Raw genomic sequence first — 18760 nt, 5'->3', positions numbered from 1 at the left:
ATACCGAGGAGTGCAATCGCGGGAGACACACGGCGGGTGCTAACGTCCGTCGTGGAAAGGGAAACAACCCAGACCGCCAGCTAAGGTCCCAAATATCAGTTAAGTGGGAAACGATGTGGGAAGGCCCAGACAGCTAGGAGGTTGGCTTAGAAGCAGCCATCCTTTAAAGAAAGCGTAATAGCTCACTAGTCGAGTCGGCCTGCGCGGAAGATATACCGGGGCTCAAACTGATAACCGAAGCTGCGGATGCTCTTAGGAGCATGGTAGAGGAGCGTTGTGTAAGCCGTTGAAGGTGGATCGGGAGGTCTGCTGGAGGTATCACAAGTGCGAATGCTGACATGAGTAACGATAAGGGAGGTGAAAAACCTCCCCGCCGGAAGACCAAGGGTTCCTGTCCAACGCTAATCGGGACAGGGTTAGTCGACCCCTAAGGCGAGGGCGAAAGCCGTAGTCGATGGGAAACAGGTTAATATTCCTGTACTCGCTATTACTGCGACGGAGTGACGGAGAAGGCTAGGCCAGCATGGCGATTGGTTGTCCATGTTTAAGGTTGTAGGCTGGGGACTTAGGCAAATCCGGGTCCCTAAGGCTGAGAACTGATGACGAAGCCCACTTAGTGGGTGAAGTGGTTGATGCCCTGCTTCCAGGAAAAACTTCTAAGCTTCAGGTAATAGTGAATCGTACTCTAAACCGACACAGGTGGTCAGGTAGAGAATACCAAGGCGCTTGAGAGAACTCTGGTGAAGGAACTAGGCAAAATGGTACCGTAACTTCGGGAGAAGGTACGCCGGTTTTGGTGATGGGACTTGCTCCCTAAGCTGAGGCCGGTCGAAGTGACCAGGTGGCTGCGACTGTTTATTAAAAACATAGCACTCTGCAAACTCGTAAGAGGACGTATAGGGTGTGACGCCTGCCCGGTGCCGGAAGGTTAATTGATGGGGTTAGCTTCGGCGAAGCTCTTGATCGAAGCCCCGGTAAACGGCGGCCGTAACTATAACGGTCCTAAGGTAGCGAAATTCCTTGTCGGGTAAGTTCCGACCTGCACGAATGGCGTAACGATGGCCACGCTGTCTCCACCAGAGACTCAGTGAAATTGAAATCGCTGTTAAGATGCAGTGTACCCGCGGCTAGACGGAAAGACCCCGTGAACCTTTACTACAGCTTTGCACTGAACTTTGAGCCTATTTGTGTAGGATAGGTGGGAGGCTTTGAAGCAATGACGCTAGTTGTTGTGGAGCCGTCCTTGAAATACCACCCTGGTATGTTTGAGGTTCTAACTCTGGTCCGTTATCCGGATCGAGGACAGTGTATGGTGGGTAGTTTGACTGGGGCGGTCTCCTCCCAAAGAGTAACGGAGGAGTACGAAGGTGCACTCAGCATGGTCGGAAATCATGCAATGAGCATAATGGTATAAGTGCGCTTGACTGCGAGACAGACATGTCGAGCAGGTACGAAAGTAGGTCATAGTGATCCGGTGGTTCTGTATGGAAGGGCCATCGCTCAACGGATAAAAGGTACTCCGGGGATAACAGGCTGATACCGCCCAAGAGTTCACATCGACGGCGGTGTTTGGCACCTCGATGTCGGCTCATCACATCCTGGGGCTGAAGCCGGTCCCAAGGGTATGGCTGTTCGCCATTTAAAGTGGTACGCGAGCTGGGTTTAGAACGTCGTGAGACAGTTCGGTCCCTATCTGCCGTGGGCGTTGGAGATTTGAGAAGAGTTGCTCCTAGTACGAGAGGACCGGAGTGAACGAACCTCTGGTGTTCCGGTTGTCACGCCAGTGGCATTGCCGGGTAGCTATGTTCGGACGGGATAACCGCTGAAAGCATCTAAGCGGGAAGCCTCCTTCAAGATAAGATCTCCCTGAGGCCTTGAGCCTCCTGAAGGGCCGTGGAAGACTACCACGTTGATAGGCTGGGTGTGGAAGCGTTGTGAGGCGTTGAGCTAACCAGTACTAATTGCCCGTGCGGCTTGACCATACAACAGAGATGGTTACTAACGACTAGCTAAGCTAGCGGATTGTGAGTTAGAGACATACGATCGCTTGCGGTGTATTACTACAGATTGTTTTACCGACTTATTTGGGGTTATCGCCGGTCAACAACATGACCGAGGCAAACAGCGATAACGCGGCAGGCCAAGCACTTTGCTTATAAGACCAACGCCAACCCAAGCCAGTTTGCCTGACGACAATAGAGTTGTGGAACCACCTGATCCCTTGCCGAACTCAGAAGTGAAACGCAACATCGCCGATGGTAGTGTGGGGCTTCCCCATGTGAGAGTAGGTCATCGTCAGGCTTCTAATCCGAAAGGGCCACCCAATAGGGTGGCCCTTTTTTCATGGCTGAAAAAATATTTTAAAGAAGCAAAAAACAAAAAACTAAGAAATGGAAGAAAGAGGGAGCAGAAAGTACTTAGTAAAAATTAAATAGAAAAAATAAAAGTAATCCTGAAAAACTTTAATGCTCAACTTTCTATTTAAAAGTCAGTCAGTAAATAAAAAAGAAAAAGCTAAAATTACTTGAGCACCTTAAACAGACGCTCTCCTAAAAAGCCTATAAAAATAGCTCTTTACCGATCTTCTCTCCAAACGCCTTTACACTCACTCAAAAAATAATCCAACAAAATAACTCTCGCAAAAACCAGAAAAGTACCCATACCACTCCCGTCAAAAATTAAATTTAGCCGGTAAAAATATCGGTGATTTTTTAGTCTCTGCAGTAATCCCCTGTAACCACGGGGCCTGTAGCCCGTTTATTAAAGTTATGCACAACTCTATCCAGACTTTCTGTTAGTAACACCTGGCTGTGGAAATCCGCGCAAAAAGTGCTGCTTTTTTACCCGCCTTTAATAGAGCCAAGCAACCACGGGGCTGGCCAGGGATATCCCGGAGTTATACACAGCTCTATCCATGGTTTCTGTTGGTAACAAAGACGCCATAAAACGGACATCAGTTATTAACAGTGTTATGAGCGATAAATCTGTGGATTACTGCGGCTGATTGGTACGCCAGTATGTGAGAGAAGAAAAGTTTGGGGATAAAAAAAGCCCCACTAGGTGGGGCTTTAAAAATATCATCTGTATCTTTTATTTATTCAGAGGCAGTAGGAACTCGGCCCAAGTCTCCTTCCATTTCTGTGGTCAGGAAAGACATTACAACCCAGGCCGCTACATTCTGGCGCAGATTCTCAGGGTCGACTTTATCCAGGGTATCGTTGGGTGTGTGGTGATAATCGAAATAGTCGGTGCCGTCCTGGTATAGACCAAAGGCTGGCACACCGCGCGCAACAAACACACTGCTATCTGGGCCACCGTAAGATTCATTATTTCCGCGCTCAATACCCAGGGGGGCGAGGAGTTGCATCATTTGATCTGCAATATCAAATTTGCTCTCAGGGAGACGGGTATCGAAACGCCAGACTTTCCCTGCTCCAAAGTCTGATTCGGAGACGGCAATAATATTGTCCAGCTCTTTTACGTGTGCCTCAACATATTGCTTAGCACCTACCAATCCGATTTCCTCTGCACCAAACAGCACGACTCGCAAGGTACGACGGGGGCGCTGTGGCAGCTCAGCAATTAGACGTGCAGTTTCCATAACAATGGCAACCCCAGCTCCGTCGTCCAAGGCCCCGGTGCCTTCATCCCAGGAATCCAGGTGCGCACCGATAATCATGACTTCTTCAGGTTGCTCACGGCCAGTAATCTCACCGATGACATTAAAAGAGGGGCCGTCATTCAGTCGCTCAGTTTCAACATCAAGTTTTACCTGGACTGGCTTGCCGCGTTGGAGCATAGCCTCGAGCAGGTTTGCATCAGGAGCGGAAAGTGCGAGTGCAGGAACTGGGTTTTCCACATTATCAACCGACATCATACCGGTGTGGGCAAATCGGTCTGAGTCGGTTCCTACGGAGCGCAACAGCATGGCAGCAGCCCCTTTTTCAGCGGCAGCGCGCATTCCCAACTTGCGACCTTGCGCTGCAGGGCCGTAGCCTTCTCCCGTGCGCGCTCTCTCCATACGCTTATTGATAAAAGCGATTTTACCTTTCACTTGGCTGGCCGGGGCCTTCAACAGGGCCTGCACATCGGGAAACTCGATAATTTCCGCTGTTAACCCTCCCTCAGGAGTGGCGGCGCCATAGCCGAGGGAGGAGACAACTAGTGGCTGGGGGAAAGGGGATATGACTTCGGCGTGAGCATGGCCACGAATCCAGCGGGGTACCTCAATTTGCTCGGTATAGACGCGATCAAAGCCAAATGCCTTCATTTTGTCTTGTGCCCAGGCAACGGCTCTTTCATCGCCCTCAGTGCCTGTCCGTCGTGGTCCAACCTCTACGGTCAAAGACTCTACGATACTGTAGGCGTCGGAGCTTTCCAGTGCCCGGTCACGTAATACTTCCGCCACAGATACATCTTCCTGTGACAGAGGGGCTGCCTGGGCTATTCCCAGTGCCATGGTAGTGATCAGTCCCCCGGTAAGGGAAAGCAGTGGTTTCAACATCGGTCTATCCTTTGTTAATACTCTTCGGTCTTAAGCTTTTGGCTCGTTATTTGATGAGGCCGCGATCAGTTGCTCGCGAATTTCACGTAACGTATGCAGGCCTTTTTCTGTAAATAAGTAGGGCGGTTCGCCAGTATATTCGCTGTCTTCAATACTGAGGCAACGTTGTCGCATCTCTTCAAGCTTTGGGTCGTGTCGCATTGGGCAGGCGAGGAGTGCTCGCCATTCAGTATCGCTGGCTTGCCCGGTGATTACATCTTCAAGGCCCTTAACAAAACTGCCTCGGTCCATTCGAAATCTGGGTCTGCGCAGGTGCATAAGAACCCAAACCACAATAACAAAGGCAATGAAAGAAAGAATAAGCGTTGCCAGCCAGGTCACGATATCAATCCTCCACTAATAGTTTTATTGCCACAGCAATGGTGGCAATAATGATTACCGGTTTGATAATACTGGCACCTCTTGCAATCACGAGGTTGGAGCCGAGACGAGCTCCTACAACCTGGGCAAAAGACATAGCGATAGCGAGCAATAGAAAAATATGGCCTCCAGCGATAAAAATTAGCATAGAGGTCACATTGGTAGCGAGCACAATAGGTTTTGTTGATGCCGTAGCCGCACGCATATTGTAGCCGAGTAGCGCTGCGAAGGCGGCTGCACAGATAGACCCCATCCCAGGGCCAAAGAAGCCCCCGTAAAAGCCGAGCCCACCGCCAACAACTAGATTAAAAGTAACGTTACTGATTCTGGGTTTTGAGTCAATGTCGGAAATGCGAGGGGACAGAATAAAGTAGAGGGCAATAGCAATGAGCAGGATGGGAAGTAAGGTATTGAGACCAGCCTCCCCAAGTGAAGCGACTGTTAAGGTGCCTAGGCAAGAACCGATAATTGCAGCAAGTAGTCCTGGCCAGAGGGGGCGTAAATTCAACTGGCCTTTTTGCAGGAAGTTAATGGTGGATGATAGGGTGCCAAAGACGCTTTGAAACTTATTGGTACCGAGAGCATCGAGTGGGGGAATGCCGGCCCAGAGTAAAGCGGGGAGGGTGATTATTCCCCCTCCCCCGGCGATCGCACTGACAAAGCCTGCGGTAAAGGCGATTACTGTCAGTATCAGGTAGGTATAAGTAGAAAGCTCACTACTTAACTGTATCACGAGTGGACTGGTTACCCCTTTTCAAGAGTACTTTCATTATCGTGGTAATACCCCTGATACTTGCTAAAGCGCTTTTGGATCTCTGCCATATCCTGTTCCAGATCACCGATAGGCTGGTACAGGGAGTCAATGCAAATACGCTTATTGGGAAAGTCCCAGGCAACAAGCAAAATAGGAACTTGAGCGGTATAGGAAATCCTTAAAAAACCGTTCTTCCAGCGCCCTACTTTTTTGCGGGTCCCCTCGGGAGTAATCCCCACCCACATTTTTTCATTTTCCCGGTAACTCGATGCAACTTGTAGAGCGATATTACCTGCGGCGCGCCTATCGGTAGGAACACCTCCAAGCCACATAAATAGTCCTTTAAACGGGAAGAAAAAAGCTTCCTTTTTCATGAGCCAGGAAATTTTAATACCCAATGCCATAATAAATGGCATGGCAACCACAAAATCCCAATTGGATGTGTGGGGAGCCAAAGCCACCATGACTTTTCTTTCTGGAGGGATTTCCCCATCCATTCGCCAGCCGAGCACCTTGATTATCAACTTGCCAATAGCTTTGGTGATGCGATTGCCCAGCCGAGGTACTTCATTGGGTACTTCAGTAGGTATTTCTACAAACTGACTCATTATTTGCCTCTTTCTTACTGCTGTCACACTAAGGTTTCAGCAAAGGTACTTAGCCTTGCTGCTTTAGTGTTCCCGCGTGGCATAAAAGCGAACTTCCGGATAGCGCTCTTCAGCCAATTGTAAATTAACGCGCGTCGGTGCCAGGTAGGTCAGGTGTCCGCTGCCATCGAGTGCCAGGTTGGTACTGGCCTTGCGCTTGAAATTCTCTAGTTCTTTGGCACTTTCACTATCTACCCAGCGCGCAGTGTTCACGTTGACGTTTTCGTAGATGGCTTCAACTTTGTATTCGTCTTTTAATCGGTAAGCGACTACTTCGAACTGTAGTACACCAACTGCGCCCACGATAATGTCGTTGTTATCCAGCGGGAAAAATACCTGGGTGGACCCCTCTTCAGAAAGCTGCTGAAGCCCTTTTTGTAATTGCTTTAATTTGAGAGGGTCTTTTAAACGTATGCGACGGAATAGCTCCGGGGCGAAATTGGGAATGCCGGTAAATTTCAGTGCTTCGCCTTCGGTAAAGGTATCGCCGATCTGGATAGTACCGTGGTTGTGCAAACCAATAATATCGCCGGCAATGGCCTCTTCTACGTGGGTTCGATCGCCAGCCATAAATGTCACCGCATCGGCAATTTTTACATCCTTGCCAATGCGCACATGCTTCATTTTCATACCGCGATTGTAGGTGCCGGAGCAGACACGCATAAAGGCAATTCTATCGCGGTGTTTGGGGTCCATATTCGCTTGGATCTTAAAAACAAAGCCGGAGAATTTATCTTCGCTGGGCTCTACTTTTCTCTCTTTGGTTTCCCGGGATTGGGGTGAGGGCGCCCATTCAACGAAACCATCGAGCATTTCCCTTACGCCAAAGTTACCCAAGGCCGTACCGAAAAATACCGGGGTCAGTTCACCGGCAAGATAAGCTTCCTGGTTAAACTCATGAGTGGCTCCACGAACCAATTCAATCTCTTCCCGAATATCCTCGGCGTACTCGCCAAGTAGTGCGTCAGCCTCAGCGGAGTCCAGACCCTTAATTTGAATATCATCGGGAATTCTGTGGCCCTGACCCTGGGAGAATACATGGATGGTATCGGTGTAGAGGTTATAGACCCCCTTGAAACCTTTTCCTGAACTCAAAGGCCAATTGATAGGGGCAGCCTGGATATTCAGAACTTCTTCAATCTCATCCATTACCTCGATCGGGTCGCGAATATCCCGGTCGAGTTTGTTGATAAATGAGAGAATCGGCGTTGTTCGCAAGCGGCACACATTCATCAACTTGATGGTGCGGTCTTCCACACCTTTGGCCCCGTCAATCACCATCAGTGCGGAGTCGACGGCGGTGAGTACCCGGTAGGTATCTTCAGAGAAGTCTTCGTGTCCCGGTGTATCCAGTAGGTTTACAGTCCTCTCTTTGTAGGGGAACTGCATAACGGAAGAGGTAACAGAAATACCGCGTTCCTGTTCCATCGTCATCCAATCAGAGCGTGCGTGGGGACCTTTTTTCCCCTTAACGGAGCCCGCTTGCTGGATTGCATTCCCGAACAAAAGAAGCTTTTCGGTCACGGTTGTTTTACCGGCGTCCGGGTGGGAAATGATAGCGAAAGTTCTACGTCGTTGAAATTGTTGAGAAAAATCTTTATTCACTTAGATTTAACCTTATCTGTGTACGCCCCTGTGTACACATATTGAAATATACCCCAAGGCCGAATCCGAAACGCCGAATTATACCAAATTGGCCTCTGGTTTTGCTCATGGGTGGTGACTAATGAATACTAACTGGTCAGATTAGGTGGTTCCAATAGGATGGGTGGGCTTTTGGCTGTGTACATGTGCGGTCGCTGGAGTGGGTCTTTCTCAAGATTTCAGGCTTAGATCCGCTGATTAGTTTGTACGCTAGTTGTTTTGTATTGATATGACAGTATTGACATTTGATGACAGTGTAGGGTGGAATGACTAAGGACTTGTTGAAAGTCTTTACACGTCATTTTCAAGGAGCATTGAGATGGAATTTAAACGGAAAATTATTCTTACCGGAGCACTGCTTGTATCTGTAGCGCACTCCGTACCAGCATTAGCATCTACATTATCAACTAGCATAGAACTCAAAAATAATACGTCATCTGATAATGTGCTCATTAATGGTACAAATACGACCGGCTTCATTTCTCCATTGTTTCCGGCCCCGGCAGCTGCTAACAGTTCGACTTTCCATACTTCAACTACTAACGGCTTAGCGGATGCTGGAGTATTAACCTATCAATCATGTAGGTTTAATTGGTCGGTAATCCAGATGAGTGGCTATTATCAATTCTCAATCGGCGCAACCCCCTCATCAAAGTGCAGTTCTGATGTATTGGTTCAGAATGTGTTTACTGGGGAATACAAGATAAGATTTAACATCGACGCTTAAGGGAAGTGTCAATCCTTAGCGAAGGCGAGTAGTACCTGCCATCGCTAAGGATGAGGTGAGGAGCATCTAAGCAGCTTCTGGGATTGAAATCTGGGCTTCCCACTGTTCAACATCATCAATCGCCCAAAGGTTGTGACTACCAGATGCTTTGATTCGTGGTTTGGGGAATGGGTTGGTTTCTCTGTTTACCCATCTAAAAATAGTGCGGCTTGAACAGCGGTAGCGCTTACTTAAATCCTTGGTTGACCAATATCCTTTAATCATCAGATTTTCCTTTCTCGTTGTTTCTTGAAATCAAGTTGCTTATCTCTGCACCAGGGCAAACCCTTGGCCGTTGCGTTTGAGTGCGCCTGCCTGTTGCAGGGCGTCGAAAACGGGTTTAACGGTTCTGTATCCGCCGGTGATGTCGTTGCTGATGTTGCGCAACACTGGCTCATTACCGAATTCACCGGCGCGGATACGTTGGGCGAGTTCCTGTTGTTTCTCGCTGAGGTGTGCGGTGTAGGCTGGCTGTTGTTCTACTGTTTCGTGCTGTTGCAACAGCGTTGCAGACCGTTTACCAACCGTTGCAGCTGCGTTAAACGCTAGTAACGCAACCAATCCCACTATGTCTGTGATGATCGCTAGGGCGAGGAAGCCGATATGCTGAACCTTTGCCGGGTCTGCGTTGAGGGTGTTCGCCAAGCTGCTGAAGGCGCTGTGGGTGCTGGGTGTCTGTTCGATTGTGGATAGCTTTTCTATGAGCTGCGTGCGCTTAGCTTCCAATGTGGATAACTGTGCAGCGGTATCAATAGCACGCTGGCGGTAGCCGTTGTTGGCGTCGGTATTGATCAAGCCGTTTAGGGTGTTTATCTGCTGTTGCAAACTGTTTAACTGTTGTTGCAACACTTGGTATTCCTGGCTGTTACGGGTGCTGCGTTGTTGCTGTTCGTCGCTGTGGGTGGCGAGGAATCCGACCGTTGCAACAATGCTGATTACTACCAGCAGGGGCCAAAGGCAGAGTAGGGCATAGCCACTGGCCTGGCCCTGGCTGCGCAACCAAAGGCCCAGCGGGGCGAAGCTGAACTTGCACAGCTCCAGGGCCACCGCAGTAGCACCGGCCACCACCTGCCCGCCGAGACCTGCGGGCATGGATATCCACAGCTGCACAGTAAACGCGAGGCTGGTGCCGCAGAAGATTAGGGCGGCGATACCGGTGAGGGATTGCCAGAGTTTCATTGCTGGCCCCTTAAGCTGCTGCCGGTATGGCAATGGCTGGTTGCATATTTGCCCGCACTAATGCTTCAGCTATTGGAGGGCAGACTGAATTCCCGCACTTGGCCACCTGCTGGGTTTTAGTGATGCGAGCTCCAGTTGCATCCCTGTCGATAATGTAATTCTCAGGGAAATCCTGCGCACGGTAGAGCTCCCTGGGCTCAAGCATTCGCATGCCGATATCAACAATGCGGTAGGGAGCTCCATGAACGGTTACCAAGCCAAAGCGGTCTCTGCTGGTGACAGTGTGTAGTGGCTCATCCATGCCCGTTCCTACAGAGTTGCCGAAATACTTCACCAGAAACGCTGCTACCAGTGCGTGGTGGTCAACGGTCGTCACGGTGCTCAGTGGCTGGGTCATTGCCAGACCTGGCCCGTTATAATTGCCACCGTAGTGCTTCGCTAAAAATGCAGCGCATAAGGCAAAACGGTTTTCAGTGGTTTGAGTGGCCAGCGGTTGGTCCATAGTTCGTCCGCGAGCCTGGTTTCCTTTGTCGCCGTAGTAGGGTTGGATATACGGAGCTACCAGGCAATGTTCTTGCTTGCTGGTGACGGTGGTTAGCGGTTCATTGAGTCGGTACTGCATACCGTCACCGCTCCAGCCTGTGTGTCCAATGCGCACGATAAAAGGCTCAGGATTTTCGATGACAAACCTCTGCACTCCACGGGCAATGCGGCGCAAGGTATTTTCCGCTAATGGGCGTTTGCGCTCGAAAATACTAGGGCAAGGAATATTCCAATCAATGCAGTCTGCGGCTGTACGATAGGGGATTAGGCCATCGCCATGAGTTGGTTCAGGCCAGATGATGGGTTTGCCATCACAGCGAGCAATTAGGAATAGTCGTTTGCGTGAAGTAGGTGCGCCGTAGTCGCAAGCGCGGAGCTCGTGGTGCTCTACCTGGTAGCCAAGACTGATTAGCTGTTGTTTCCAGCTACGGAAAGTCTGGCCTTTGCGCTTTTTACAGGGGCGTCCATCCTCGGCTAAAGGTCCCCAGGTTTGGAACTCCTCGACATTCTCAAGCATGATTACACGAGGGCGCACGGTTGCCGCCCAACGGATCACTACCCAGGCCAACCCCCGAATCTTTTTTTCTACTGGTCTGCCACCTTTGGCTTTGCTGAAGTGCTTACAGTCAGGACTAAACCAAGCGAGGCCGACAGGTTGTCCATTGGTTGCTTTGCGTGGATCTACATCCCATACGCTCTCGCAATAATGGCGTGTTTGCGGGTGGTTCACGGTGTGCATGGAAATAGCTTGAGGATCGTGATTAATCGCGATATCTACTGGGCGTCCTAAGGCAGCTTCTATCCCTGTGCTAGCTCCGCCGCCACCGGCAAAGCTGTCTACCACCAGCTCATCAAAATTAAATCCAATTTGTGGATCTGTGCGAAACTGATGAATATCCGACACTACGCTGCTCTCCCTTTTTCCTGCTTACGATTCGGTAGAATCTCTGCCTGCCAGCCGTGGTCTGTGTAGTGATTGGGGTTGGCTTTGTTTTTAATGGTGTCTAATTCCGGGCGCACTAATTCGGCTAGGTCATTAAGGCGGACGCCGTAGGCTTCGAACTCGGTCGAGTCTTTGTAGAAATCGCCTTCAGGGGTTTTGCACTCCACAAATACTGTTACCAGCCAGTGGTGTTGCCAGTTCAATATTTCATGCTGGTAATCAGCGCGGGCGATATCGCCCACGGCGCCCCGTTGGCGGCGGTGGGTGATCATTAAAATAGGATCGCCATCGGTATCCAGGCCGGTACTGCTGCGCGCGGTGAGGATTAAACCGGGTAGCCAGCGGTTTACCCGGCGGGCGTGTAGGGCGCGTTGGCTCATGGGCTTGCGGGGTTTACGTTTGGGCACTGCTTTCTTCCTTTGGTGGGTGTCCTGCGCAGCGTCCAGTAGAGTCCATGTTTTGCGTTGTGAAGCGATGCGGGTAGATTTCCCTGTCTATACCCTCTTGATGCTCCTCATAGATTTCACGTAACTCCAACCCTTCACGCAGAAGTTCCAGCGCCTCGGCTTTAACTTTCTGTGCCTCGGATTCACAGCCCTTAAAATGGATTTCTATTGAAACTGCCTCGACTGCTTGAATGCATAGTCCCAGCTGCTCACTGCCAAGTTGCGGAGCAAGAAGTCCGTAATATTTAATTTTTTTAAGCTTTGCCTTTTGTGCTGGTGTCATCACGTCACTCCCCCATTCCGTCGATGTTTTCCTCTGTGAAGTCGTGTGGGGTGAACTCATTGCTGAAAGGGATAAGTACAGCGGCTATCGCGCGGACCTTTACCCCATATACGCGACTGTTTTCCCCAGTTGTTTCAAGCACCCAGCCACCAGGGACGCGAACAAAGATCCGGCCATTTATTTCTATGCTTTCCCCTAAGCCCATCCCGTAAAGAGCCTTTCTCTCCTCGATTTGCCGCTGCTCATGTTCCTGTTGCCACTTTTGCTCCTGCTCATGTTGGTAGGCTTCCAACTCTTCCCTGTTAGCCTCGAATCCCTCCGTGTCATAAAGATCCCAGCAGGGATCTTTTTTCCAATCCTGCTTTAGCTTTTCTACCTCTGCTGCAGAGCGCCTAGATACCGCATGTTCTGTTGTCATCACTTCACTCCCCATTCCATTGATGTTCTTCTACCCACTTAGCCCGCACTGGGCGGGCTTAGAAAGTTATTGGCTGTGGGTCAGGCGGCGTTTGGTTCTGGGTGAGGGCAATCTGAGGGTTTGTCCTCGGTGATTTTTTTATCGTCGATACGATAAATTTTTGCGGTGTCGGTTTTCTTGTCGAAGATCTGGGCCCAGTGTGTGAACAGCTCCTGTTGGGCAATGCGCTCTACCTCTTGGTAGGCTTCTTCTTCAGTGGCGTAGGAGCGTTTGAAATCTTTGATGCCACCCATCATTAAGTTGTAGGTGCCAGTGAATAGTGCGAATCTTTTCATGGAGTTCTCAAATTAATTAAAATTGGGCTCCGTACTGGCAGCCCTAACGGTTACAGCTGACTGATGCGCCCGGGGCGCGGGTAAATTTTTAACTAGCTTCGGGTACGGTTTGTTTTTCGATAAGGTCGCGCATCCAAACCATGCCGTTAGATGTAACTTTGGTATTGATGTAGGGCACCGCCACTGGCCCGCGTTTGTATTGAGCGTTTTGTGCAACGAGCAGGCCCTGCGTGGTGGCGTACTTGGTGGGTGAATTGCGCATGGGTTCATGGCTGTGCAACAGGCCGTTATTCCGCATGAGTTCCATTAATTTATTTCTACCCATTCCCAACAGGCGGGCGGCTTGGGTGATGGTGAAAAGTTTTTCTCTGTTCACGCTGCCTCCTGATTTTCTTGTTGTGGGGCTTGGCCTTGGATGGCTTCGGAAAGTGCGGCGACTTGTTCGCGCATACTTACCATTTCAACTTCTTGCAGCTTCACCTTGGCCTGCAGTTCTTCGTATAGCTCTAAGATTCGGCTGAACTCGTTCATCAGACTGCTCTGACCTTTGCGGCGGCTTCACCGGCTAGGCCGAAATAGGCTGAGCCGTCCTCATAGTCGTCTGGCACAAATACGCCACAGCTTGCACGGGACTGTTTGAGCAACACCATAAACATCCAGCCTTCTTCCTCAGTGAGGGAGGTGCCGTATAGGGCATTAAATGCTGATACGGTTTTGGCCATGGTGCGTTCGCCGCCTTCGCTATCGCGTTGCTCTGCGCGATCGCGCATATGCTGAGCGCCTTTTTCCAGAAAGGTGGGGGCGCTGTAATCCGGTGGAGAAAATTCGCTTGTGCTCATGCGGCTTGGCTCCCGTTTATTTGAAATTCCAGATGGTCGACTGATTCGATGTAGGCTTTTGCGCGCTTACGGCTATCAGTGAAGGCGTTTTGTATGGCTTGGTCTCGGGTTATTCCCCAGCCTATAGCTAGGCCTGAATGTGGGATCGGGTCGCTGTGAACATTGAGTACAGCTTTGAATTCGATGCCGCCGCCGATGCGGTGGCTAGTTATTGCTCCTATAGGTTTTCCCTGTAGTTCAACGGTTTCCTTGGAGAGTGCGGGAAGATGGGATTTTGCTTCTCCCTCGCTAACGTCCTGAGTAATAAATTCAAGGTTATTCATGCGGCATCACCTCCAAACGGTGGCCAGTTGTTATTGGCTGGCTTTGTAAAGGTTTTGGGTTGCACTAAACGGATGTGCGCTTTGTGGACGGCGTTGGCAATATCGATGCGGCGCTTGAGGCGGTCGATATTGTTTTTACTCATCGCCGTGGGGTGTACAAACACGGTGGCGGTCATGCGATTCCCTCCCGGTTGTTTCGGATGGTTTGTGAGGTGAGGCGGCGTTGGAATCGGGTGCGTAGCTGTTCTTGCTCTGCGCCAATTCCGCTGACAATCGTGGCGATCAGGACGAATTGAATTAATCCGTGCTTTATGGCTTTGGCCACGGCGTCGGTGCTGTTGCGGGCGTGCAGTTTGTAGAAGCACTCGGCGAGCAGGTTGCTGACGTTGGTGACGGAGCACTGCATAGCCTGGGCGGTTTCCCGGTTTGAGAGCCCTCGGGCGCGATGTGTTAGCGCTTCCGCTTGGCGTGGTGCTAGTTGTCGGAACTCCGTTTCGGTGTGCATTTGGGTGCCCTGTCCTTGGTTTGCATGAAGACAGTAGCCGAAAGTTAATGTGTTCGTCAATAGCCGTAAGTTAATACTAGGGACTGTAGTGGTGTGGTTTGTCGTGAGGAGCAAGTAACTTATTGAATATCAATGGCGCTAGGAGTGGCTGCCAGAAAGGGATAATGGCTCTATCTAATTTTGAGCTTGAGCGGAATATTGTCGCTTTATGAAGAATTTAGCGCCAATGGAGGCTGCGAGCTTCTGCTTAATTGGGCAAGCAGCCAATGACTAGCGCATGTACAGGGTTCTTTTATGTAGCTGTTATATAGTTTCAGGAAACTCTTCAGCTAGATTATTTGCGGCTTTCTTATTTTGACGTTGGGCAATTATACTTCGAGATTCTCTGTAATCTCTGGCTTCAGCGGTTTTAATAAATTCAGCATTTGGATATTCCCTTTTAACTACTCTTTCAATATCCGAAAGGGATACACGGAAGAACTCTTTTCTTGTATTAACTAAATTGAGTCTTCTTTGATCAAATACCTTATGAAGTTTGTTTTCTAGCGCCGGAGCATTGTCTGAAAAGATCATGGCGTGGACATCAAAGGTGAAGGGGACACTAGCATCACCAAGCTCTTTGACCCGATCATTTGGTTCTAGTCGTCTGGTCATTCCAATTTTATATACATGCGCACCAAATGATCCTACATTTGAAATAACATATACGTGCCCTTGTTTAGTTTGTTCTGCCATAGATTTGGCGCGTTCAGATTTTTTATGGGCCTCTGTGAGTTCTTCGTTTAGCTTGGCTATTTTTGCGTTAAGGTTTTCAAGTTTACTTCCTGTGGCTTTTTCAGCCTCTTTCTTTGCTTTGTCTAATAATTTTTTATACTTATCCTCCTCTTTGAGAGATCTTTCCATCTCTTGTTCTAGTTTTAACTCTTCTCGCATTTGGCGTTTAATTTCTTGCTGCTCTTCCTTTTCTTTTTGCTTCTTATCTTTGTATTCATAGGCTAGTCGTAGCTCTTTAAGCTTTAGGAGGTAGTACTCATGTGAGATAACTATAGAGTTAGATTGATTCATTTTGTTTATGGCGTCATAGGCAGCTTCTATTCGCTTTTCCATTCTGTCAACATTATTCCAGGTTGTATTGGAAATTGCGGAGTCGCATTCATTATTAAAAGCTCTGGCAGTTAACTTGATGGCCCGATTAGTCATCGTTCTGCCTTTCGCTTTGCTTCCTTCTACAGTCCACTGGGTGTTGCAATATATTGCCTTTTTAGAAGAAATTAAGCCTTTTTGTTCATTTTTTATATGGCCTATTTTCTGCTTGTATACCTCTGATGTGTCAAAGTCAAAGTGAGGTTTGTAGAATCCTAACTCAGCAAGCTGGATTTCCTCGTCATAGATGGCAGCTTTCTTGATTAGCTTGTTTAGTATTTCTCTTTTTTCTTTATAGTTTTGTATAAGGGTTGCTGTTTCAGTGGATATTTTTTGTTTCTCTTTTTTAGCTTTTTCAACTTCTTCATCAATATTTATTATTTTTGAATACTTCTGTTTAATTTTTTTAAGCTGTAGGTAAATTTTTGTTGTTACCACTGAAAGTGCTATAAGGGTCGCAATTGTTATGGATATTCCGATAATTAGCTGTTGCTCCATTTGACTCTATCCTTAGTGCAAGATGCAAAATCGACTATGTTCTATTTTTTTGTTCACTTGAGGTGAAAGTGCAGAGAATTAGAAATATATCTAATCGGATAGATGTGAAGCAACAAAGTTATTTCATTTGTTGCTTTTTGATTGAGGTGAATTTCGGCTTGGGGGAGGCTATGTCACAAGTTAAAGTGACTTTTGTACATCTGTGCTAATTGCGAAGGTGTTAGTCTGGGGTGTAGGAACCAAGTATGACGCCGCAAAAGCTAACATCCATATCCGTGATATCCATTGATGGATAGCTGGGATTGATTGGCCGTAAGAAAGTGCGACCCATATCTTCGGCATAAATCTTGAAGGTAACTTCGTCATTAAGCTTGGCTATAACTCGACAACCATTAGTGAGAGGTTTGTCAGGGTCAACAAATATAATGGTTCCTTCAGGGTAAGATCGTTGGCCTGGGTAGGGGCTTGTCATGCTATCGCCATTAACACGTAGAGCGTAGGCTCGGTCAGAGTGTGTTGCTGGGCAGGGCAGCCAAGCTTCGGCTTCACTCGGATCAATTAAGTCTAGAGCTTCACAAAAGGCTCCAGCTTGTACCCAGCTAATCAGGGGGATTCTCCCTTGAATCCTTGGTCCTTGGGTAACATTGCTTCCCTCCTTAGTGTTTCCTTCACCTGGTCCTTTACCAGTACCGGTGAGAAGCCAATCAACAGAGACACCAAGCGTTTCTGCAATTCGTTTGGCTGTACTCATTCGTGGCAGCTTCTCTCCATTGCGGTAGCTCCATATCGTTACGGTGCTTACCTCAAACAGGCGCGCCAATGCCTCCTGCGTATCTTCCACGCCGGCATGAGTAACCGCCTGCTTGAATCTCTTTGCAAAGTCTGGATGTTTCATGGCGACATATTAGCTATAAGTTAATTAATTATCGGCTATTGATTTCCGGTAGCTGAAAGTTAATACTCTAGCTTCTGATGACAAGGAGCAGCAGCAATGGTGCAGGAAACGACAGACTCTGCCCTAGATATCGCTATCAAACTGGTCGGATCACAGGCCAACCTTGCAAGGGCGATAGGGGTAACCCCGGTCTTTGTCTCCCAGATGCGTAATGGATTAAAGGCGATACCGCCAAAGCTTTGCTCAAAGATAGAGCTAGCTACTCAGAGGAAGGTTTCCCGGGCGTGTCTTCGGCCTGATGTCTTTGGGCCGTTGGATGATCTAGTTGAGGAGCAAGCCATGCCAGAAGTTCAGCAGGCAAGTTAAGGCTGTGCGGGTTCGTTTCAGAAACCAGAATAACGATCATTTTCAATTCCCCATTTTATTGTCCTGCCATTCTGCGGTTTTTGATGATCGGGATTAATTCATTGCGGTATATGGGGATTTATACAGGGTGTGTCAGTTACCCAAGAAAGGGCCGGTGAGGGACGCCAATCCGGCCCGCTTTGAAGACTGCGGGAAAGACCGCTGACAGTCGGGAAAGACCGGCACTCAGAATTATTTAGTCCCCGCCGTTCGGAATAGGGCAGCAGCGTGGGGACTTTAAGAGCGGCACGACACGACCACGGGAAACCCTATTTGCATCGTGGAGAAACAGCGCCAAGGGCCTGAAAAACCCTGAGCCGGTGGAAGACCGGCACTCATTTCTCTGCGCTTTGGGCGTCTCTGTAGGGTTTTGTTCGCCGTGCGCGAATAGTGAAATCAAGGATAGGTAAAAACAATATGACCCATTCATTATTTTTCTGGGGGGCTGCTGCATGATTCGTCGAAGTGCTCGGCCGTCTTCAAATTACTTGGTGGTCTCAAATTCCGTTGTGTGTGATCGCCGTATTTCATTCGCTGCTGGCGGCTTGTTGCTGCATTTGTTGTCGAAGCCGGATCATTGGGAAGTCTCCCCCTCGGCACTGGCCAAAGAGGCTCAGGAGGGCAGGGACAAGATCTACAAGCTGCTGGGTGAGTTAATCGATGCTGGTTATTGCCAGCGAATTACTCGGCGTGGTGAGCGGGGAAAAATAGTCGGTATGGACTATGAAATCTCGGATATGCCGCGAAATGCTGATCCACTTCCTGAAAACCCGGATACGGATTTACCGGATACGGATTTACCGGATACGGATTTACCGGATACGGATTTACCAGATACGGGTTTACCGTATCCGGATTTGCCGACACAAGAAAGTAAAGAAACTAAGAAAGTAACCACTCTAGAAAATAACCAGAGAGAGAGCGGTCAGGGTGGTGCCCTTGCTGTCCGTCAGGAACCTGCCCCGCCATCGAAGCGTGGTACCCGCCTTCCCGATGACTGGCAGTTAACCCAAGAATTTTACGATGAGGCGGCCAAGACGCGGCCAGAGGTGATGCATCAGATCTACGACATTGCGGCTAGCTTTGGTGATTACTGGAAATCTCAGTCGGGCAAGCAGGGAGTGCGGCGTGATTGGTTGGCGGTGTGGCGTAACTGGGTGAGACGCGAAAAGTTTATTCCACCGCAGCGTGTAGCGCCCCAGCAGCGAACACGGGACCGGCCAATCGGTGAAATGCTGACAGACACTGGCTGGTAAACACGGATTTTCAA

At 49.1% G+C, this 18760-nt stretch carries 23 protein-coding genes and 2 rRNA genes (1 of these 25 running past the window's edge); 5 read left to right on the top strand and 20 right to left on the bottom strand.

Annotated features, from left to right (window positions below):
* Together ACJJIL_RS19300 and rrf are read left to right on the top strand one after the other, a co-directional pair.
* Window positions 1-1982 (top strand): 23S ribosomal RNA (locus tag ACJJIL_RS19300); it begins 900 nt to the left of the window's first position.
* A gap of 203 nt (window positions 1983-2185) precedes the next feature.
* Window positions 2186-2301 (top strand): 5S ribosomal RNA (rrf, locus tag ACJJIL_RS19295).
* 793 nt (window positions 2302-3094) lie between these two features.
* Here rrf and ACJJIL_RS19290 read toward each other — a convergent pair.
* The 5 genes from ACJJIL_RS19290 to ACJJIL_RS19270 form a co-directional block, all read right to left on the bottom strand.
* The gene (locus ACJJIL_RS19290; protein WP_444912088.1) at window positions 3095-4504 is read right to left on the bottom strand and encodes a M20/M25/M40 family metallo-hydrolase; all 1410 of its coding nucleotides are present in this window, start codon (window positions 4502-4504) and stop codon (window positions 3095-3097) included.
* A 30-nt stretch (window positions 4505-4534) separates the two neighbouring features.
* Window positions 4535-4885, bottom strand: a complete 351-nt coding sequence (locus tag ACJJIL_RS19285; RefSeq protein ID WP_413664329.1) for a hypothetical protein — start codon at window positions 4883-4885, stop codon at window positions 4535-4537.
* Between the two features lie 4 nt (window positions 4886-4889).
* Window positions 4890-5657: a TSUP family transporter gene (locus tag ACJJIL_RS19280; protein WP_444892752.1), complete on the bottom strand. Its 768-nt coding sequence runs from the start codon at window positions 5655-5657 to the stop codon at window positions 4890-4892.
* 11 nt (window positions 5658-5668) lie between these two features.
* Entirely contained in the window at window positions 5669-6286 is a 618-nt protein-coding gene (locus tag ACJJIL_RS19275) for a 1-acyl-sn-glycerol-3-phosphate acyltransferase (RefSeq protein WP_444906448.1), read from the bottom strand.
* A gap of 63 nt (window positions 6287-6349) precedes the next feature.
* A complete protein-coding gene (locus ACJJIL_RS19270; RefSeq protein ID WP_445360555.1) occupies window positions 6350-7930 on the bottom strand; it encodes a peptide chain release factor 3 in 1581 nt (526 codons plus the stop codon).
* 358 nt (window positions 7931-8288) lie between these two features.
* On the opposite strand from ACJJIL_RS19270, the gene ACJJIL_RS19265 reads away from it, so the two are divergent.
* Window positions 8289-8696, top strand: a complete 408-nt coding sequence (locus ACJJIL_RS19265; protein ID WP_445360554.1) for a hypothetical protein — start codon at window positions 8289-8291, stop codon at window positions 8694-8696.
* A gap of 66 nt (window positions 8697-8762) precedes the next feature.
* Here ACJJIL_RS19265 and ACJJIL_RS19260 read toward each other — a convergent pair whose 3' ends face one another.
* The 15 genes from ACJJIL_RS19260 to ACJJIL_RS19190 all read right to left on the bottom strand — a co-directional run bounded on the left by ACJJIL_RS19260 (window position 8763) and on the right by ACJJIL_RS19190 (window position 17085).
* Complete coding sequence (locus tag ACJJIL_RS19260) at window positions 8763-8960, bottom strand: helix-turn-helix transcriptional regulator (protein WP_445360553.1); 198 nt, start codon at window positions 8958-8960, stop codon at window positions 8763-8765.
* Window positions 8961-8999: 39 nt separating this feature from the next.
* Complete coding sequence (locus tag ACJJIL_RS19255) at window positions 9000-9914, bottom strand: hypothetical protein (protein ID WP_445360552.1); 915 nt, start codon at window positions 9912-9914, stop codon at window positions 9000-9002.
* A gap of 10 nt (window positions 9915-9924) precedes the next feature.
* Window positions 9925-11361, bottom strand: a complete 1437-nt coding sequence (locus ACJJIL_RS19250; RefSeq protein ID WP_445360551.1) for a DNA cytosine methyltransferase — start codon at window positions 11359-11361, stop codon at window positions 9925-9927.
* Window positions 11361-11807: a hypothetical protein gene (locus ACJJIL_RS19245; protein WP_445360550.1), complete on the bottom strand. Its 447-nt coding sequence runs from the start codon at window positions 11805-11807 to the stop codon at window positions 11361-11363. Before ACJJIL_RS19245 ends, ACJJIL_RS19250 begins: the two co-directional genes overlap by 1 nt.
* Complete coding sequence (locus tag ACJJIL_RS19240; protein ID WP_444934944.1) at window positions 11794-12129, bottom strand: hypothetical protein; 336 nt, start codon at window positions 12127-12129, stop codon at window positions 11794-11796. Before ACJJIL_RS19240 ends, ACJJIL_RS19245 begins: the two co-directional genes overlap by 14 nt.
* Before the next feature lie 4 nt (window positions 12130-12133).
* Entirely contained in the window at window positions 12134-12547 is a 414-nt protein-coding gene (locus ACJJIL_RS19235) for a hypothetical protein (protein ID WP_445360549.1), read from the bottom strand.
* Window positions 12548-12627: 80 nt separating this feature from the next.
* On the bottom strand, window positions 12628-12882 hold the full coding sequence (locus tag ACJJIL_RS19230) for a hypothetical protein (protein ID WP_445360548.1): 255 nt from the start codon (window positions 12880-12882) through the stop codon (window positions 12628-12630).
* Between the two features lie 88 nt (window positions 12883-12970).
* On the bottom strand, window positions 12971-13258 hold the full coding sequence (locus ACJJIL_RS19225) for a phage antirepressor KilAC domain-containing protein (RefSeq protein ID WP_445360547.1): 288 nt from the start codon (window positions 13256-13258) through the stop codon (window positions 12971-12973).
* A complete protein-coding gene (locus ACJJIL_RS19220; RefSeq protein WP_445360546.1) occupies window positions 13255-13413 on the bottom strand; it encodes a hypothetical protein in 159 nt (52 codons plus the stop codon). The genes ACJJIL_RS19225 and ACJJIL_RS19220 overlap by 4 nt, the downstream gene beginning before the upstream one ends.
* The gene (locus ACJJIL_RS19215) at window positions 13413-13721 is read right to left on the bottom strand and encodes a hypothetical protein (RefSeq protein ID WP_445360545.1); all 309 of its coding nucleotides are present in this window, start codon (window positions 13719-13721) and stop codon (window positions 13413-13415) included. Before ACJJIL_RS19215 ends, ACJJIL_RS19220 begins: the two co-directional genes overlap by 1 nt.
* On the bottom strand, window positions 13718-14044 hold the full coding sequence (locus ACJJIL_RS19210) for a hypothetical protein (RefSeq protein ID WP_445360544.1): 327 nt from the start codon (window positions 14042-14044) through the stop codon (window positions 13718-13720). The genes ACJJIL_RS19215 and ACJJIL_RS19210 overlap by 4 nt, the downstream gene beginning before the upstream one ends.
* Entirely contained in the window at window positions 14041-14220 is a 180-nt protein-coding gene (locus ACJJIL_RS19205) for a hypothetical protein (RefSeq protein ID WP_445360543.1), read from the bottom strand. Before ACJJIL_RS19205 ends, ACJJIL_RS19210 begins: the two co-directional genes overlap by 4 nt.
* The gene (locus ACJJIL_RS19200; RefSeq protein ID WP_445360542.1) at window positions 14217-14663 is read right to left on the bottom strand and encodes a response regulator transcription factor; all 447 of its coding nucleotides are present in this window, start codon (window positions 14661-14663) and stop codon (window positions 14217-14219) included. The genes ACJJIL_RS19205 and ACJJIL_RS19200 overlap by 4 nt, the downstream gene beginning before the upstream one ends.
* 189 nt (window positions 14664-14852) lie before the next feature.
* Complete coding sequence (locus ACJJIL_RS19195; protein WP_445360541.1) at window positions 14853-16190, bottom strand: SNIPE associated domain-containing protein; 1338 nt, start codon at window positions 16188-16190, stop codon at window positions 14853-14855.
* Between the two features lie 220 nt (window positions 16191-16410).
* Window positions 16411-17085 (bottom strand): LexA family protein, encoded by a 675-nt coding sequence (locus tag ACJJIL_RS19190; RefSeq protein WP_444919090.1) that lies wholly within the window; start codon window positions 17083-17085, stop codon window positions 16411-16413.
* A 96-nt stretch (window positions 17086-17181) separates the two neighbouring features.
* Between ACJJIL_RS19190 and ACJJIL_RS19185 the strand changes: the two genes are divergently transcribed.
* Together ACJJIL_RS19185 and ACJJIL_RS19180 are read left to right on the top strand one after the other, a co-directional pair.
* Window positions 17182-17451: a transcriptional regulator gene (locus ACJJIL_RS19185; protein ID WP_445360540.1), complete on the top strand. Its 270-nt coding sequence runs from the start codon at window positions 17182-17184 to the stop codon at window positions 17449-17451.
* A 491-nt stretch (window positions 17452-17942) separates the two neighbouring features.
* Window positions 17943-18746, top strand: a complete 804-nt coding sequence (locus tag ACJJIL_RS19180) for a hypothetical protein (RefSeq protein WP_445360539.1) — start codon at window positions 17943-17945, stop codon at window positions 18744-18746.
* The last annotated feature ends 14 nt before the right edge of the window (window positions 18747-18760 follow it).

Source organism: Microbulbifer maximicatervae (SeqCode) (genome assembly GCF_052468095.1).
Note: the sequence above shows the minus strand (reverse complement) of the source record. Positions and strands in the feature narration are given on the sequence as shown.